The sequence below is a fragment of the Pseudomonas sp. SID14000 genome, from assembly GCF_002165135.1.
GTDB lineage: Bacteria > Pseudomonadota > Gammaproteobacteria > Pseudomonadales > Pseudomonadaceae > Aquipseudomonas.
Genome location: NZ_NFZQ01000001.1, coordinates 467,486 through 484,688, shown reverse-complemented (window position 1 = coordinate 484,688; position 17,203 = coordinate 467,486). Strand labels below are relative to the sequence as shown.

At 64.0% G+C, this 17,203-nt stretch carries 13 protein-coding genes; 10 read left to right on the top strand and 3 right to left on the bottom strand.

Features of this window, described 5'->3' with window-relative positions:
• Positions 1-1,737 (bottom strand): arginine--tRNA ligase, encoded by a 1,737-nt coding sequence (gene argS, locus CAY82_RS02135; RefSeq protein WP_087499737.1) that lies wholly within the window; start codon positions 1,735-1,737, stop codon positions 1-3.
• Between the two features lie 245 nt (positions 1,738-1,982).
• The gene (locus CAY82_RS02130; protein ID WP_087499736.1) at positions 1,983-4,202 is read right to left on the bottom strand and encodes a primosomal protein N'; all 2,220 of its coding nucleotides are present in this window, start codon (positions 4,200-4,202) and stop codon (positions 1,983-1,985) included.
• Between the two features lie 167 nt (positions 4,203-4,369).
• Between CAY82_RS02130 and rpmE the strand changes: the two genes are divergently transcribed.
• From rpmE to CAY82_RS02115, 3 genes are all read left to right on the top strand, one after another.
• A complete protein-coding gene (gene rpmE / locus CAY82_RS02125) occupies positions 4,370-4,585 on the top strand; it encodes a 50S ribosomal protein L31 (protein WP_003257833.1) in 216 nt (71 codons plus the stop codon).
• A 2-nt stretch (positions 4,586-4,587) separates the two neighbouring features.
• The gene (locus CAY82_RS02120) at positions 4,588-5,403 is read left to right on the top strand and encodes a thermonuclease family protein (RefSeq protein ID WP_087499735.1); all 816 of its coding nucleotides are present in this window, start codon (positions 4,588-4,590) and stop codon (positions 5,401-5,403) included.
• Positions 5,404-5,586: 183 nt separating this feature from the next.
• On the top strand, positions 5,587-6,855 hold the full coding sequence (locus CAY82_RS02115; protein WP_087499734.1) for a malic enzyme-like NAD(P)-binding protein: 1,269 nt from the start codon (positions 5,587-5,589) through the stop codon (positions 6,853-6,855).
• A 418-nt stretch (positions 6,856-7,273) separates the two neighbouring features.
• Here CAY82_RS02115 and CAY82_RS02110 read toward each other — a convergent pair whose 3' ends face one another.
• Positions 7,274-9,727, bottom strand: a complete 2,454-nt coding sequence (locus CAY82_RS02110) for a penicillin-binding protein 1A (protein WP_087499733.1) — start codon at positions 9,725-9,727, stop codon at positions 7,274-7,276.
• 191 nt (positions 9,728-9,918) lie between these two features.
• On the opposite strand from CAY82_RS02110, the gene pilM reads away from it, so the two are divergent.
• From pilM to CAY82_RS02075, 7 genes are all read left to right on the top strand, one after another.
• Positions 9,919-10,800, top strand: a complete 882-nt coding sequence (gene pilM, locus CAY82_RS02105; RefSeq protein ID WP_087499732.1) for a type IV pilus biogenesis protein PilM — start codon at positions 9,919-9,921, stop codon at positions 10,798-10,800.
• Positions 10,797-11,333: a PilN domain-containing protein gene (locus CAY82_RS02100; protein WP_087499731.1), complete on the top strand. Its 537-nt coding sequence runs from the start codon at positions 10,797-10,799 to the stop codon at positions 11,331-11,333. Before pilM ends, CAY82_RS02100 begins: the two co-directional genes overlap by 4 nt.
• An 11-nt stretch (positions 11,334-11,344) precedes the next feature.
• Complete coding sequence (locus CAY82_RS02095) at positions 11,345-12,346, top strand: pilus assembly protein PilP (RefSeq protein ID WP_087499848.1); 1,002 nt, start codon at positions 11,345-11,347, stop codon at positions 12,344-12,346.
• Positions 12,270-13,538 carry a type IV pilus secretin PilQ gene (locus CAY82_RS02090; protein WP_087499730.1) on the top strand — a complete coding sequence of 423 codons (1,269 nt, stop codon included), beginning with the start codon at positions 12,270-12,272 and terminating at the stop codon, positions 13,536-13,538. Before CAY82_RS02095 ends, CAY82_RS02090 begins: the two co-directional genes overlap by 77 nt.
• Before the next feature lie 4 nt (positions 13,539-13,542).
• Positions 13,543-14,061, top strand: a complete 519-nt coding sequence (aroK, locus tag CAY82_RS02085) for a shikimate kinase AroK (RefSeq protein WP_087499729.1) — start codon at positions 13,543-13,545, stop codon at positions 14,059-14,061.
• A gap of 96 nt (positions 14,062-14,157) precedes the next feature.
• A complete protein-coding gene (gene aroB, locus CAY82_RS02080) occupies positions 14,158-15,255 on the top strand; it encodes a 3-dehydroquinate synthase (RefSeq protein WP_087499728.1) in 1,098 nt (365 codons plus the stop codon).
• Between the two features lie 15 nt (positions 15,256-15,270).
• Positions 15,271-16,911, top strand: coding sequence for an SPOR domain-containing protein (locus tag CAY82_RS02075; RefSeq protein ID WP_087499727.1), 1,641 nt, complete (start codon positions 15,271-15,273; stop codon positions 16,909-16,911).
• Positions 16,912-17,203: the final 292 nt, after the last annotated feature.

Here is a 17,203-nt window from a genome sequence, read left to right as displayed (position 1 = left end):
TTACATGCGCTCCAAAGTTTCCAGGCCGAGCAGTTCCAGACCTTGCTTGAGGGTGCGGCCGGTCAGGGCAGCCAGGCGCAGGCGGCTCTGCTGCTGCTCCGGGGTTTCGGCGGCAAGAATCGGGCAGTTCTCATAGAAACTGGAGAACAGGCCGGCCAGGTCGTACAGGTAGCTGCACAGTACGTGTGGCGTGCCCTTGTCGGCGACGTTGTTGAGGATTTCGCCAAACTGCGCCAGGCGCGCGGCCAGGTCCTGCTCGTGGGCAGCCTGCAGCACGATTTTGCCGTCGACTTCATCGAAGCCCTTGCCCAGTTTGCGGAATACGCCGGCCACGCGGGTGTAGGCGTACAGCAGGTAAGGCGCGGTGTTGCCTTCGAAGTTGAGCATCAGCTCGAAGTTGAAGCTGTAGTCGCTGGTACGGTGCTTGGACAGGTCGGCGTACTTTACCGCGCCAATGCCCACCACTTCGCCGATGTGGCGCAGTTCTTCGTCGGCCAGGCTCGGGTTCTTTTCCTTGACCAGCGCGTAAGCGCGCTCCTTGGCCTCGGTGAGCAGGTCGATCAGCTTCACGGTGCCGCCGTCGCGGGTCTTGAACGGGCGGCCGTCGGCGCCGTTCATGGTGCCGAAGCCCATGTGCTCCATCTGCATCGGGTGGCCGACGAAGCCTGCGCGGCGTGCAACTTCGAACACCTGGTTGAAGTGCAGGGCCTGGCGCTGGTCGACGAAGTAAAGGGCGCGGTCTGCCTTGAGCACGTTGCTGCGGTAGCGCACGGCGGCCAGGTCGGTGGTGGCGTACAGGTAGCCGCCGTCGGCCTTCTGCACGATCACCGGCAGTGGCTCGCCTTCGCTGTTCTTGAACTCGTCGAGGAACACGCACTGGGCGCCCTGGTCTTCGACCAGCAGGCCTTTGGCCTTGAGGTCGGCGACCACGTTGGCCAGGTCATCGTTGTAGGCGCTTTCACCCATCACGTCGGCCATCGTCAGCTTGACGTTCAGCAGTTCGTAGGTCTTCTGGCAATGCGACAGCGAAATGTCCTTGAAGCGTGTCCACAGGGCCATGCAGTCCGCGTCGCCGGCCTGCAGCTTGACCACCAGGCCGCGTGCGCGGGTGGCGAACTCTTCGGATTCGTCGAAGCGCTTCTTGGCGGCGCGGTAGAAGTTTTCCAGGTCCGACAGCTCGTCGCTGGTGATCGGGTTTTCTTCCAGGTAGGCCAGCAGCATGCCGAACTGGGTGCCCCAGTCGCCCACGTGGTTCTGGCGGATCACGTCATCACCGAGAAACTCCAGCACGCGCGCCACACTGTCACCGATGATGGTCGAACGGAGGTGGCCGACGTGCATCTCCTTGGCCAGGTTGGGTGCCGACATGTCGATCACCACCTTTTGCGCAGGGCCGGCCTTGCGCGCGCCCAGGTGGGCATCGGCCAGTGCGGCATCCAGGCGGTTGGCCAGGGCGTCGGTGTTCTGGAAGAAGTTGAGGAAGCCGGGGCCGGCGATCTCTACCTTGCTGATGTCGGCGCTGGCCGGCAGGGCATTGATCAGTTTTTCGGCCAGATCGCGCGGCTTCATGCCGGCCGGCTTGGCCAGCATCATGGCAATGTTGCTGGCGAAGTCGCCGTGGGTCTTGTCCCGGGCGTTTTCCACCTGGATCGCCGGCGACAGCCCTTCAGGCAGCACACCGTCGGTGACGAGTTGGGTGAGGGCTTGCTGGATCAGCTGGCGAATGGTGTCTTTCATGGGGATCTCTTTTCGACCGCAAGCGCGGTGGAGCGCTTGGATGCGCAGGTGGAAAAACTGGGCATTATCCGTGGCTGGGAGCGGGTTGCCAACCTTTGGGTCTTGCCGGGCTCAAGAATGCTGGGGCCGCTTTGCGGCCCTTTCGCGACACAAGGCCGCTCCCACAGGGCGCGATTGCCTCCACTGGGGCGGTAGCCTGTGGGAGCGGCCTTGTGTCGCGATGGGCTGCAAATCAGCCCCCGAAGTCAATAAAGGTCTACCGGGTCGACATCCAGCGACCAGCGCACCTGGCGCCCGCTTGGCATCTGCTCCAACACTAGCAACCAGGCGCTGATCAGTCGATGCAAAGGCGCCCGCGTATTGGCCTGTATCAACAGTTGCGCACGGAAGCGCCCGGCGCGTCGCTCCATCGGTGCCGGCACCGGCCCCAGCAGCTCGATGCCAGGCAGCTGCTGTTCGGCCACCAGGCGCTCGGCGGCGGCACAGGCCTCGTCGAGGAAACCTTCGGCCTGCCCGGGCTTGTGCGCTTCGGCGCGCAGCAGTGCCAGGTGCGAGTAAGGTGGCAGCCCGGCGGCGCGGCGTTCGTCCAGGGCCTGCTCGGCGAAGGCGAAGTAGCCCTGCTCGGTAAGCTGCACCAGCAGCGGATGGTCGGCCAGATGGGTCTGGATGATGACCTTGCCGGGTTCCTCGGCGCGCCCGGCCCGTCCGGCAACCTGCACGATCAGCTGCGCCATGCGTTCGCTGGCACGGAAATCGCCGGAGAACAGCCCGCCATCGGCATCGAGGATGGCTACCAGGGTCACCCGCGGGAAGTGGTGCCCCTTGGCGAGCATCTGGGTGCCGACGAGGATGCTCGGCTGGCCGCGCTGGATGGTGCTGAACAGGTTGTGCATGGCGTCCTTGCGCGCCGTGCTGTCACGGTCCACACGCAGGATCGGATAATCCGGGAACAGCACTTTCAGGCGCTCTTCGGCGCGCTCGGTGCCGGCGCCGACCGGGCGCAGGTCAACGTGGTTGCACTGCGGGCACTGCTGCGGCAGGCGCTCGTCATAGCCGCAATGATGGCAGCGCAGCACGCCGGAGCGCTGGTGCACGGTCATGCGTGCATCGCAGCGTGGGCATTCGGACAGCCAGCCGCAATCGTGACACAGCAAGGTCGGGGCGAAGCCGCGGCGGTTGAGGAACACCAGCACCTGCTGGCCGGCCTCCAGGGTCTGGCGGATGGCCTGCTGCAATGGGCCGCTGATGCCGCTGTCCAGCGGCAGGCTCTTCACATCCAGGCGGAGCATGCGCGGCGGGCGGGCACCGCCGGCGCGCTGGTTCATGCGCAGCAGGCGGTAGCGACCGGTCAGGGCGTTGTGCAGGGTTTCCAGCGATGGCGTGGCGGAGCCGAGCAGGATCGGGATGTTTTCCTGGTGGGCACGCACCAGCGCCAGGTCGCGGGCGTGGTAGCGCAGGCCTTCCTGCTGTTTATAGGAGCCGTCGTGCTCCTCGTCGATGATGATCAGGCCGGGATTCTTCATCGGTGTGAACAACGCCGAGCGGGTGCCGATGATGATGTCGGCCTCGCCGTCCCGGGCGGCCAGCCAGGCATCCAGGCGTTCGCGGTCGTTGACCGCCGAATGCAGCAGGGCGATGCGGGCATTGAAGCGTTGCTCGAAGCGGGCAAGGGTCTGCGGACCGAGGTTGATCTCCGGGATCAGTACCAGGGCCTGCTTGCCGGCTTCCAGGGTTTCGCGGATCAGTTGCAGGTACACCTCGGTCTTGCCGCTGCCGGTAACACCGGCCAGCAGGAAGGCGGCAAAGCCGCCAAAGCCTTCGCGTACGGCGTCGAAGGCGTCGCATTGCTCTTCGTTGAGCGGCAGTTCTGGCTGTGCCAGCCAGTGTTCGTGGCGCAGCGCAGGGAGGTGGCGGCGGACCTCGATCTGCACCAGGCCCTTGGCCAGCAGCAGGTCGAGGCTGTCCTTGTTCAGGTTGAGTTTGGCCAGCAGGCTGTGGGCCACGCCGTGCGGGTGCTGGGCCAGGGTCTTCAGGGCGTCGCGCTGGCGCGGTGCGCGGGCGATGCGCGGGTCATCCAGGCGGGCGCCTGGGGCTACGTGCCAGAAGCGCTCCTGGCGCATCTCGGCGGGTTCACCCTGGCGCAGCAGGGTCGGCAAGGCCCAGCTCAGGGTGTCGCCCAGGCTGTGCTGGTAGTACTGGGCGGTCCACAGGCATAGCTTGAACAGCGATGGTGGAATCGGCGACACCGGGTCGAGCAGGGCGCTGGCCGGCTTGAGCTTGTCGGCAGGTACGTCGCTCTGCTCGCACACTTCCACCAGCACGCCGATCATTTCGCGGCGGCCGAATGGCACGCGAATACGCATGCCCGGGGTCAAGGCCTGGCGCGCCATGCCTGCCGGCGCCTTGTAGTCGAACAGGCGACGCAGCGGGGAGGGCAGGGCAAGGCGCAGGATGACGTCGGACACGCGGAAAGTCTCGGAGGGCGTTTCAAAGACTGGCGAGCCTAGCAGACGACGGTCGGTGCAAGCGACAACTTGCGTTGGCGTGATGCTCTGGTATTATTCGCCGCCTAATTACGTGCGGTATTCAACAATTGGTGTTGGGTGGCGGCACGCAGCTCGAGGAAGTGACCATGAAAGCAGATATTCATCCGAACTACGAAGTAGTTGCAGTCACCTGCAGCTGCGGCAACAAGTTTGAAACTCGTTCGACCCTGGGCAGCACCCTGGCGATCGACGTTTGCAACCTGTGCCACCCGTTCTACACCGGTAAGCAGAAAGTCCTGGACACCGGTGGTCGCGTACAGAAGTTCGCCGATCGCTTCGGTATGTTCGGTACCAAGAAGTAATCATGCGCATGGCGAACCCCTCGGGTTTCGCATTGCTGCAAAAAAAGGCGCCCCTTGTGGGCGCCTTTTTTATGGGCGTCATCTGGCATTTCCCGGCCCTGGCGTTCTGCCCGCTACCGGACAGCCCTCAGCAGGTGGCGGTACGACAGGTGGTGGATGGCGATACCTTGCGCCTGGTCGATGGTCGCAGCGTGCGGCTTATCGGCATCAATGCCCCGGAAATCGGCCGCAATGGGCGCACCAGCGAGCCCTATGCCGAGGCCGCCAGGCAGCGCCTGCAGGCATTGGTCAAGGCCAGTGACGGGCGTGTCGGGCTGGTGCCGGGCATCGAGGGCAAGGACAAATACGGCCGTACGCTGGCGCATATCTACGGCCGCAATGGCGACAATCTGGAAGCACAATTGCTCAGCGAGGGCTTGGGCTACCGCGTGGCGGTTGCTCCCAATGTACGCCTCAGCGGTTGCCAGCTGGTTGCCGAGCAGGTGGCGCGCAAGGCTGGCGCCGGTCTTTGGCGTCGTTCGCCGGTGGTGCGTGCGGGGGACGTCCGGCACTCGGGTTTCGCGGTCATTGCGGGCCGTATCGAAGGCGTGGAGCGTAACCGTGGCGGGGTCTGGCTGAACCTGGACAGCGCTGTGGTGCTGCAGGTTCCCGCTCGTCTGCAACGTAACTTCCCCGCCAGCTTCTTCGATAACCTCAAGGGACGCCAGGTCGAGGCGCGTGGCTGGGTGCTGGATCGTTCCCGCAAGGGTGGTCTCAAGCCCGGGCAGCGACGCTGGGTGTTGCCATTGACCGATCCGAGTATGTTGGAGCGCATTTAAGGCTAAAAGATGTAGACATTTCGCTATCGGATTGTACACACTGTTGGTCGTATGCCCCGTGGGTTATAGCGTAAAGTCGTAGGCTAAAGGCCTTGACACAAGTGACCGACCAGTCTTGTGGCTCCCCGGCTCTTTGCGTATCCTCGGCGGTCCGTCAGAACAGTAAATAGCGGAATGCCCACCATGTCAGACCTGAAAACCGCCGCTCTCGAATATCACGCCCAACCTCGTCCGGGGAAACTGAGCGTCGAACTTTCCAAGCCCACTGCTACCGCCCGTGATCTCGCCCTGGCCTACAGCCCAGGTGTTGCTGAGCCCGTGCGTGAAATCGGCCGTGATCCAGAGCTGGCTTACAAATACACCGGCAAAGGCAACCTGGTTGCGGTGATTTCCGATGGCACCGCCATCCTCGGTCTGGGCGACCTCGGCCCACTGGCCTCCAAGCCGGTCATGGAAGGCAAGGGTGTTCTGTTCAAGCGTTTCGCCGGTATCGACGTGTTCGACATCGAAGTCGAATCGGAAAGCCCACAAGCGTTCATCGACACCGTTCGCCGCATTTCGATCACCTTCGGTGGCATCAACCTCGAAGACATCAAGGCGCCTGAGTGCTTTGAAATCGAGCGCACCCTGATCGAACAGTGCGACATCCCGGTATTCCACGATGACCAGCACGGTACCGCCATCGTGACCGCGGCCGGCATGATCAACGCCCTGGAAATCGCCGGCAAGAAGCTGGAAGACGCCAGAATCGTCTGCCTGGGCGCCGGCGCTGCCGCCATCTCCTGCATGAAGTTGCTGGTGAGCATGGGTGCCAAGGTCGAAAACATCTACATGATCGACCGCAGCGGCGTGATCCACGCTGGCCGTGACGACCTGAACCAGTACAAGGCGCAGTTCGCCCACGCTACCGACAAGCGCACCCTGGCTGACGCCCTCGACGGTGCCGATGTGTTCGTAGGCCTCTCCGGCCCGAACCTGCTGAGCGCCGAAGGCCTGAAGTCGATGGCTGCCAACCCGATCGTGTTCGCCTGCTCGAACCCGGACCCGGAAATCTCGCCAGAGCTGGCTCACGCCACTCGCAGCGACGTGATCATGGCTACCGGTCGTTCCGACTACCCGAACCAGGTCAACAACGTACTGGGCTTCCCGTTCATCTTCCGGGGTGCCCTGGACGTTCGCGCCAAGCGCATCAATGAAGAAATGAAGATCGCCGCCGCCATCGCCCTCAAAGACCTGGCCAAGCTGCCAGTGCCGAAGGAAGTCTGCGATGCCTACGGCGTCGAAGGCCTGGAGTTCGGCCGTGAGTACATCATTCCGAAGCCGCTGGACGCACGCCTGATTACCGTCGTTTCCGACGCTGTGGCCAAGGCCGCCATCGAATCCGGCGTGGCTACCCTGCCGTATCCGAAGCACTACCCGCTGACCAGTGTGGATGACGTGTTCAACGGCTGATTGCCGCTGTAGCGACATGAAGAAGCCCCGGCTCGCAAGAGTCGGGGCTTTTTTGTGGGAATGTGTCAGGGCGGTAGGGGTTCGCCGCAGCAGTTTTTGCGCCTGGGAGATCGAGCGCCGCCCGCGCGGCGCTTCGCGGGGCAAGCCCGCTCCCACATTTGTTGCAACGTGGCCATGTCTGTTAGGCCATGGTTGTCAGCCTTGTTGGCATGACTGGATTCTGAGCTGGGCACTGATGCCGCCTTGTCTGCCTCAAGTCATGCACCAAGGCGGGCAACCATGGCCTGACAGGTTCGGCACGTTGCAACAAATGTGGGAGCGGCCTTGTGCCGCGAAGCGCCGCGCGGGCGGCGCTAGATTTGTGCATCACCTAAATCCTGAGGCGAGCAGCTGCCAGCCCCCAGGCTTTAAAGCAAGGTCAGAACAGATCCATCGGCGCCGCTTCATCCGCCGGCAGCGGGCTGCCCGGTGTCGCGCCAGTGCCCAGTTCGTCCACCGACGGCGGCGAGTCTTCGGCCTTGAACAGCTCGAAGTAGGCATTCGGTGTGCTCGGCGAGGCCGCGCGGCCACTGACCGGATCCACGCGCAGGCTGAGGATGCCCTCCGGCTCTGCAGGCGCGTGTTCGGGCTTGTCCTTGAGCGCCGCACCCATGAAACTCATCCAGATCGGTAGTGCCACCGTGCCGCCGTATTCGCGGCGACCAAGGGTTTCGGGCTGGTCGAAACCGACCCACACGGTGGTCACGTAGTCGGCGTTGTAGCCGGAGAACCAGGCGTCCTTGGACTCGTTGGTGGTGCCGGTCTTGCCTGCCAGGTCGGTGCGGCCCAAGGCCAGCGCCCGGCGGCCGGTACCGCGCTTGATCACGTCCTGCAGCATGCTGGTGAGGATGTAGGTGGTGCGAGCGTCGATGATCCGCTCGGCCGCGGCCGGCGCCTGCGCTGCAGGCGTCACCTGGTTGAAGGCAGCGGGTGCCTCACCCGGCATGGCTACAGTGCTGATCGGCTGTTCGGGTGCGGCCAGGCCTGCCTGGTCCTCGGCGCCTTGCGGTACCCGGGCAGGGTTTGCCGTGAACAGCGTCTCGCCGTTGCGGCTTTCGATGCGCTCGATCAGGTACGGGGTGATCTTGTAGCCGCCGTTGGCAAAGGTGCTCCACCCGGTGGCGATTTCCATCGGGGTCAGGGTGGCGGTGCCCAGTGCCAGCGACAGGTTGCGTGGCAGGTCCTGCTTGTTGAAACCGAACTTGGCGATGTAGTCGATGGTGCGGTCCACGCCCATGGCCTGCAACAGGCGGATCGATACCAGGTTGCGCGACTTGTACAGCGCCTCGCGCATGCGGATCGGGCCCAGGAAGGTGTTGGTATCGTTCTTTGGCCGCCAGACCTTGTCCAGGTACTCGTCGACGAACACGATCGGAGCGTCGTTGACCAGGCTGGATGCGGTATAGCCACTATCCAGCGCGGCACTGTAGACGAACGGCTTGAAGCTCGAGCCCGGTTGACGCTTGGCCTGCATGGCGCGGTTGTAGTTGCTCTGCTCGAACGAGAAGCCGCCGACCAGAGCGCGGATGGCGCCGTTGTAAGGGTCGAGGGTGACCAGCGCACTCTGCGCGCCAGGTACCTGGCTGAACTTGAGCTTGCCATCTTCCAGGCGCTGCAGGCGCACCAGGTCGCCGACCTGGGCCACGTCCGCCGGTGACTGCGGTGCACGGCCCTGGGAGTTGCTGTTGATGAACGGGCGCGCCCATTTCATGGTGTCCCAGGCGACCAGTTCTTCCTGGCCGCTACGGGTCAGCACCTTGAGGCCGTTTTTTTCGACCTGGGTGACGATGGCCGGCTCCAGGCCGCCAAGGCTGCGCTGCTTGCCCAGTTCCTGCAGCCAGTCGGCCTGGGTGCGGCCCGGGAAGCGAGCCTCGGGGCCGCGGTAGCCGTGGCGCTCGTCATAGTCGGAGAGGCCGTTGAGGATGGCCTTGTTGGCCATTTCCTGCATGTCGCTGGGCACCGTGGTGGTGACGCGGAAGCCTTCGGTGTAGGCGTCGCTGCCATAGCGGCCGACCATTTCGGCGCGGGCCATTTCGGCGATGTAGGGCGCATTCACTTCAGGCGTGGGCACGTGGTAACTGGCGTTGAGCGGCTCGGCGAGGGCTGCCTGGTAGCTGGCTTCGTCGATCTTGCCCAGCTTGTACATGCGGCCGAGGATCCAGTCGCGGCGCTCCTTGGCGCGTACCGGGTTGGCCAGCGGGTTGAAGCGCGAGGGTGCCTTGGGCAGACCGGCGATCATCGCCATCTGCGCCAGGCTCACGTCGCGGATCGACTTGCCGTAGTACACCTGCGCGGCGGCGTCGATGCCGTAGGCGCGGTTGCCCAGGTAGATCTTGTTCACGTACAGCTCGAGGATCTCGTCCTTGGTCAGCTCACGCTCGATCTGCAGGGCCAGCAGGATCTCGTTGGTCTTGCGCGAGAAGCTGCGCTCGCTGGTAAGGAAGAAGTTCTTCGCCACCTGCATGGTGATGGTACTGCCGCCGGTCTGGATATGCCCGGTTTTCACCAGCTGGGTCGCGGCGCGCATCAGGCTGCTGGGGTCGACACCATAGTGGTTGAGGAAGTTGTCGTCCTCGGCCGACAGAAGCGCCTGGATGAACTGTGGGGGAATTTCCGCGAAGCGAATCGGCGAGCGACGCATTTCGCCGAACTCGGCAATCAGCTTGCCGTCGCTGCTGTACACCCTGAGAGGGATCTGCAACTGGATGCTTCTGAGCGACTCGACCGAGGGCAGGTTGGGACTAAGATACAGAAATGCACCGCTCACACCGAGTACGAGCGCGCAGATGACTGCGACGGAAGACCACCAGAAGAACTTCAGCAGGCGTATCAAGGCTTTTCGGTGTCCAGGTTGGGAGTGGATTGCACGCAGGTCCAGCGGACCAGAAAACGCTGGGCATTATAAGCATTTTTTCGTCTATCCGGGTTACCGGCCAGGCTGCCCGTCGCCTTGATGGGCCGGCGCGGCCCAGTGTTGACGCGGGGTTGAGACAGACAGCGGCGACAGACAACAAGGATGCCACGATGTTAGGACGCTTCGGCAAGGATGCCGGTTCACTCGTAGGGGTGGAAATTGCCCCTGATACCGTTCGTATTGTGCAACTGCAGCGACGTAACCGGCGCTGCAGGGTGCTTGCCTCGGTAGAGGAACCGTTTGAATCGGCGGCTGGCAGTGATTGGGCAACAGAGCCAGCCTCCGTGGTGGCTGCCTTGAGGCGTGCCTACCGACGCAGTGGTCTCAGGCAGCGCCGGGTAGCGCTGGCACTGCCGGCCAACCAGGTAATCTGCAAGCTGTGCCACCTGCCAGTGGAACAGGATGGGGCGGAAATGGAGGCGCAGCTGCTGGCTGACGCCGAACGGCTGTTCCCGTTTCCGCTGGAGGACCTGGCCCTGGATTTTCAGGTCATGGGGGCCTCCGGTGTCCAGCCAGGTTGCGCCGAGGTAATGGTGGCTGCGTGTCGGCAGAGTGCGCTGGCGCCACTTGAAAGTCTTGTCCAGGAGGCCGGGTTGCAACTGGAGGCCGTGGAGGTCGACAGCATTGCCTTGGGGCGCATGCTGCCGCAGGGCAGTCAGCAGGGGTTGGTGCTGCTGCGTATCGAGGCGCATGGCACCACCCTTTATGGCTGGCAGTCGGGTCGGCCGCAGCAACGGCTTGAGCTGAGCCTGGGGATGTCGACGATAACGGGAGCGCTGCCGGAGCGCCTGCAGGCCCTGTTCGTTGGTGAGCCATTGCCCGATTGCCTGCTGGTCGCCAGCCATTCGCCGATCGAGCCGGGCCGGCTGCAGAGCCTCGGCTCCCGGTTGAACCTGCCGTGTCGCCGGGTGCCTGATCTAGCGGGCCTGGAACGGGTCGATGGCGCGATGATCCTGGCGTGCGCCCTGGCCCTTGGAGGGTTGCGCCGATGATGCGCCTGAACCTTTTGCCCTGGCGCGAACGGCAGCGCCAGGCGGCGTTGCGCTGTTTTCGCAGGCGACTGGTCGCCGGCGCGCTGCTGGCCCTGTGTGCCGTGACGCTGGTTGACCAGTTGGCCCGCCAGCGCGGGCAGCAGCAGGCGCTGGCCAATAGCCGGCGCCAGGCAGCCCTTGAAGTGTTGGGCGAGCAATTGCAGCCGCTGGCCGGCGTGCGTGCGCAGCATGAGGCGCTACTGGCACGTGCTGCGGCGCTGGAAGGCCTGCGCGCTCATCAGGATGTCCTGGTTGGCGTGTTCGCTGACCTCGAGAGGGCGTTGCCAGTGGGTGTGCAACTGCTCGACCTCAGCCTGGAAGACGGTCGCCTGCAGATGACCGGGCTGGCCACGTCCGCTGCCGTGGTCGCGCAGTTCATGCGTGATCTGAGCCGCTCGAGTGCGTTGCTCGGTCTGGAGCTCAAGCGCATCAGGAGCCTGCCGGACGGCGATGAATTCCTGCTTGGCGCCCGCGTTTCGGCGTTCTGGTCGTGAATGCGGCACAGTTGCTCGGCTGGCTGGCCGTGGCCGAGCGCTCCAGCTGCTTCAGGCAACTGGCGCCATTGTTGGTGGCCGTGGTGTTGTTCGGCCTTGGCTGCGTGATACGTCTGCCGACAGTGTTGCAGCAGCAGGCACAGGAGGAGGCTCGGCGCGCCGAGCTGAACGAACGACAGTCAGCCAGCCTGGTGCAGCTGGCGGCGCTGGAGCAGCTCCAGGCGTCGGTGGCCATTGCCGAGCAACGCTTGCAGGAGGCGCACTGGTACCTGGCGGCCGGGGAGGGCATGAGCGACCTGCTCGACCGCCTGGCGGCTTCGGGGCATGCGCATGGCTTGCTCATCGAGCGGTTCGATGTACATGAAGGCGAACAACAGGCCGGTTTCCGCAAGGTACCGCTGGAGCTACAGGTGGTGGGGCGTTACGCGGCCTTGCGCCAGTGGCTGGACGACTGGTTGGGCCAGGCGCGTGTGCTACGCAGTGGTGACCTGAAGCTGGCTGCGGCCGATGGCCAGCCTGGCCTGCTGCGCCTGCAGGTGCGGGTTGATGCCTATCAGGCGCTGGCACCCATGCCGGCACCTGCTGTGCTTGCGCGCATGCCAGCCAGGGGTGTGACGGCAGCGCCCGCAGTCGACCTGTTTGCGCCCGGGTCGACGCGATTGACGGGCTCCGGGTTAGCCGGCGTGCCTTTGGCGCAGCTGGAGATGGTCGGCAGCCTGTCGCGTGGGGCGGCGCACGAAGCTCTGCTAATGGCGGCTGGCAGGCTTTATCGCGTGCGTCCGGGGGACCGGGTCGGGCGTGACCAGGGTGTGGTGGCTAAGGTCGAGCAAAGCCATGTCGAAGTACGCGAACGGCTGTTCATGGCAGGAGTGTGGCAGGAACGCACGGCATTCATAACCCTTGCAAAGCGCCTGGGCAAGGAGGCCCCGGACCAAGATGAAAAAGTTGATGAAATGGGGGCTGGCGGCCCTGCTGCCGATCCCGCTGGCGTCGGCGGTGCCGTATCAGGGTGAACCACTGACGCTGAACTTCCAGGATGTGGAAGTGCGCTCGGTGCTGCAGGTACTGGCTGACTATGCCGGGGTCAACCTGGTCGCCAGTGATGCCGTGCAGGGTAGCGTCACCTTGCGTTTGCAGGATGTGCCGTGGGACCAGGCGCTGGAGCTGGTGCTGCGCAGCAAGGGCCTGGTCCGGCGCCAGGAGGGTAATGTGCTGCTGGTGGCCCCTGCGGCCGAGTTTGCCGCGCAGTCTGTCGATGCCCGCGTGGGCCAGACGCTGGATGCGCAGTTGCAGCCGTTGCGCCGGGAGCTGTTGCCCATCCATCACGCCAAGGCCGCCGAGCTGGCGGAGCTGCTGCTGGCGAGCCTGGCGGATGACGGCATCCTCACCGGGCGGGGTAGCCTGAGTGTCGATGAACGCACCAATACGCTGGTGGTGCACCAGCCTGCCGAGCGCCTTGCCGAGTTGCGGCAACTGGTGGCGCAGCTGGACGTGCCGGTGCGCCAGGTGGCGATCGAGGCGCGTATCGTCGAGGCCAACGTCGATTACGAGAAAAGCCTGGGGGTACGCTGGGGAGCGCCGCTATACGTTGAAAACCCGCAGCCGGGCAAGGACCTGTTCGTCGACCTTGGGGTGGAGCGCGTGGGCAGCAGCGTCGGCCTGGGGCTGCTGCGCGGCGGCGTGCTGCTCGACCTGGAGCTCAGTGCCATGGAAAAGAGCGGTAACGGCGAGATCATCTCGCAGCCCAAGGTAGTCACGGCCGACAAGGAAACGGCCAGGATCCTCAAGGGCACCGAGGTGCCATACCAGGAAACCAGCAAGAGTGGCGCCACCTCGGTAGCGTTCCGCGAAGCCTCGCTGTCCCTGGAGGTGACCCCGCAGATCACCCCGGACAACAAGGTGATCATGACCGTCAGGGTGACCAAGGACGAGCCGGACTACGTCAATGCCTTGAACAATGTACCGCCGATCCGCAAGAACGAGGTAAATGCCAAGGTTCGCGTGGCTGATGGCGAAACGATCGTGATCGGTGGCGTGTACTCGACTTCGCAAAACAATATTGTCGACAAGGTGCCATTTTTCGGTGATCTGCCGTATGTTGGGCGGCTGTTTCGACGCGATGCATTACAAGAGAAAAAATCCGAGCTGCTGGTCTTCCTGACTCCGCGTATCATGAGTGACCAGGCGATTGCTGTGAGTCGTTGATTCTGTGCGAAATTTGATACTTGTGGGGCCCATGGGCGCTGGTAAAAGCACCATCGGACGCCTATTGGCCAAAGAGCTGCGCCTGCTGTTCAAGGATTCCGACAAGGAAATCGAACTGCGATGCGGCGCCAACATCCCGTGGATTTTCGACAAGGAAGGCGAGCCGGGTTTTCGTGACCGCGAGCAGGCGATGATCGCCGAGCTGTGCGCACTCGACGGCGTTGTCCTGGCGACCGGTGGTGGTGCGGTTATGCGCGAAGCCAACCGCCAGGCGCTGCACAAGGGTGGTCGGGTGATCTACCTGCATGCTTCGGTTGAACAGCAGGTTGGCCGCACCGCGCGTGATCGCAATCGCCCCCTGCTGCGCACCGCCAATCCCGAGGCGACCTTGCGCGCCCTGCTGGAAGCCCGCGATCCGCTCTATCGTGAGATCGCCGACCTGGTGGTAGAAACCGACGAGCGGCCGCCACGCATGGTGGTGATCGATATTCTCGAGCGCTTGCAGCAGTTGCCGCCCCGTTAGCCTGGGACTATTCTCGGCCACCAGCGCCGAGGCGAGGTTCAACGTTACCGCGTGGGCGCCCGAACGGCGCCGCGCCCAAGTACATTGTGGGGATACATGCAGACATTAAAGGTCGACCTGGGCGAGCGTAGCTACCCGATCTACATTGGCGAAGGCCTGCTGGACCAGCCCGAGCTGCTGGCGCCGCACATCGCCGGGCGGCAGGTTGCCATCGTTTCCAACGAGACCGTCGCCCCCCTGTATCTCGAGCGTTTGAGCAAGACCCTGGGTGCCTATTCGGTGCTGCCGGTGGTATTGCCCGATGGCGAAGCCCACAAGAACTGGGAAACCCTACAGCTGATCTTCGATGGCCTGCTGACTGCACGGCACGACCGCCGCACCACCGTGGTCGCCCTGGGCGGCGGCGTGATCGGGGACATGGCCGGCTTCGCCGCCGCCTGCTATCAGCGCGGCGTCGATTTCATCCAGGTGCCGACTACCCTGCTGTCCCAGGTCGATTCCTCGGTCGGCGGCAAGACCGGTATCAACCACCCGCTGGGCAAGAACATGGTCGGTGCCTTCTACCAGCCCAATGCAGTGCTGATCGACACTACCACTCTCAAGACCCTGCCGGCGCGCGAGCTGTCCGCAGGTCTGGCCGAAGTGATCAAGTACGGCCTGATCTGCGACAAGCCGTTCCTCGCCTGGCTCGAGGACAATATGCAGGCATTGCGTGCCCTGGAGCCGGCAGCGCTGACCGAAGCCATCCGCCGCTCCTGCGCGGCCAAGGCCGCAGTGGTAGGTGCCGACGAGCGCGAGTCTGGCGTACGCGCCACGCTGAACCTGGGGCATACCTTCGGGCATGCCATCGAGACTCACATGGGTTACGGCGTGTGGCTGCATGGCGAAGCCGTGGCGGCAGGCACGGTGATGGCCCTGGAGATGTCCATGCGCCTTGGCTGGATCGACCAGGCCGAGCGCGATCGCGGAATCCGCCTGTTGCAGGACGCAGGTTTGCCGGTGGTGCCACCACAGGAAATGACCCCGGCGCATTTCATGGAGCACATGGCGGTCGACAAGAAGGTGCTCGACGGCCGTCTGCGTCTGGTGCTGTTGCGCCAGATGGGCGAGGCCGTCGTGACCGACGACTATCCGAAAGAGATTTTACAGGCCACGTTGTCGGCGGATTACCGCGCGATCGTGGCCCAGCTTTGAGGTTGTGACAGCGCAATGACCAGTTTGCATGCCGATGAGGCCTTTCTCGACCATTACCAGTTGAGCCACGATCCGTTCGCACCCCGCGTGCCCGGCTTCAAGTTTTTCCCGGCCCAGCGCAAGCCTGTGCTCGGCCAACTGCACCACCTGGCGCGCTACAGCCAGCTGATGCTGGTTGTCAGCGGCCCGTTGGGCAGCGGCAAGACGCTGCTGCGCCAGGCCCTGGTGGCCAGCACCAACAAGCAGGCGGTGCAGAGTGTGGTGGTGTCCGCCCGTGGCGCCAGCGATGCCGCCAGCGTACTCGGCCAGGTTGCGCAGAACCTGGATGTGGCCCAGGCCGAAATGCAGGCGATCCTGGCCAAGGTAGTGCAACTGGCACTGACCGGCCAGGAAGTGTATTTGCTGGTGGACGATGCGGAACAACTCGACGAGTCGGCACTCCAAGCGTTGCTGGAATTGGCGGCGGGTGTACCGGAAGGGCGCCCGCATGTGTTCCTGTTCGGTGAGCCGTCGCTGATTGCCGGGCTGGAGGAGATCAATGTCGAGGAAGAACGCTTCCACATCATCGAGCTCGCCCCCTACAGTGAAGAAGAAACCCGCGAGTACCTGGAGCAGCGCCTGGAAGGTGCTGGCCGGGGCATCGAGGTGTTCAGCCGTGAACAGATCGCCGATATCCATGAAAACTCCGACGGCTGGCCTGGCAACATCAACCAGGTCGCCCGTGACACTTTGATCGAAGCCATGATCGCCAGCCGCTCGACGGCCAAGCGACCATCCATGGGGTTCAAGATGCCTAAAAAACATGTGCTCGCGCTGTCCGCTGTGGTTGTGGTCGCCGTTGCGGCCGCGGTGTTGATGCCGAAGAAAGGTGACAAGGCGCCCGTCGAAGCGCCGGCCGCCCAGGCCCAGTTGCCGCTTGGCGAGGGTCAGGCCAATGGTGGCAACCCGGCCATCGAGTTTTCGGGTTCGTCCCAGCCGATGCCGTTGCCGCTGGTTGGCCAGTCGCAACCGGTGATGCGCGAACCGCTGGCCCAGGCCGCGGGCATGGGTGAGGGTGAAGAGGGGAGCCCGGCCGGTGATACCGCCCTGCAGCCAGGCAACCCGCCGCCAACCGTGACCACCATCGCGCCGCCGCAAGGTGTGCCGGCAGGCCCGGCACCGGTACCTGCCCAGCCTGTAGCCACGGCGCCGGCCCAGCCGGTGCAGCCGCAACCACAACCACAGCCGGTTGCGCCTGCGCCAAAACCTGTTGCAACCCAGCCTGCCAAGCCGGTTGCGCCTGCCAAGCCTGCACCAGCACCGACCCAGGTCGCCGTGGCCAAGCCGGCCGCCAAGCCTGCCGAGAAGCCGGCAGCCGGTGGTAGCGGCAACAGTGGCTGGTATGCCGGGCAGAAACCGGGCAATTATGTGGTGCAGATCCTGGGCACCAGCTCCGAGGCTTCGGCCCAGGCCTTCGTCAAGGCCCAGGGTGGCGACTATCGCTACTTCAAGAAAAACCTGCAGGGCAAGCCGCTGTACGTAGTTACTTACGGCAACTTCGCCAACCGCGACGCAGCGGTTGCGGCAATCAAGAACTTGCCAGCGAAGGTCCAGGCTGGTAAACCTTGGCCACGTACCGTCGGCAGCGTCCAACAAGAGCTGGCCACGGCCCGCTGATACCTTCCGGGCGGCATCACCCCGCCGCCCAGTTGCTGAGCGAATCCTGACTTTTCGTCTAGCCTGCTGCGTTTGAACGCGGCAGGCTTTTCTGTCCCAGACTGCCGGCCACAAGCCTCACTTGCAGTCATGGCTGAAACGCTTCAGACTCGAGCCAAGCCGCTATCACGGCGCATGGCGTAAAACATTCAAAATTGCGACATAAATTTTCAATGGTGAGACATGAAAATTTGTGAGCATCGCTGTCGCTGTGCAACAATGGTTTTCCATGGCCACCGCAAAAAGCTGGCGT

Coding starts and splice junctions, on each gene's coding strand:
- argS (WP_087499737.1), bottom strand. CDS start 1,737: ATGAAAGACACCATTCGCCAGCTGATCCAGCAAGCCCTCACCCAACTC.
- rpmE (WP_003257833.1), top strand. CDS start 4,370: ATGAAAGCAGATATTCATCCGAACTACGAAGTAGTTGCAGTCACCTGC.
- CAY82_RS02120 (WP_087499735.1), top strand. CDS start 4,588: ATGCGCATGGCGAACCCCTCGGGTTTCGCATTGCTGCAAAAAAAGGCG.
- CAY82_RS02115 (WP_087499734.1), top strand. CDS start 5,587: ATGTCAGACCTGAAAACCGCCGCTCTCGAATATCACGCCCAACCTCGT.
- pilM (WP_087499732.1), top strand. CDS start 9,919: ATGTTAGGACGCTTCGGCAAGGATGCCGGTTCACTCGTAGGGGTGGAA.
- CAY82_RS02100 (WP_087499731.1), top strand. CDS start 10,797: ATGATGCGCCTGAACCTTTTGCCCTGGCGCGAACGGCAGCGCCAGGCG.
- CAY82_RS02090 (WP_087499730.1), top strand. CDS start 12,270: ATGAAAAAGTTGATGAAATGGGGGCTGGCGGCCCTGCTGCCGATCCCG.
- aroB (WP_087499728.1), top strand. CDS start 14,158: ATGCAGACATTAAAGGTCGACCTGGGCGAGCGTAGCTACCCGATCTAC.
- CAY82_RS02075 (WP_087499727.1), top strand. CDS start 15,271: ATGACCAGTTTGCATGCCGATGAGGCCTTTCTCGACCATTACCAGTTG.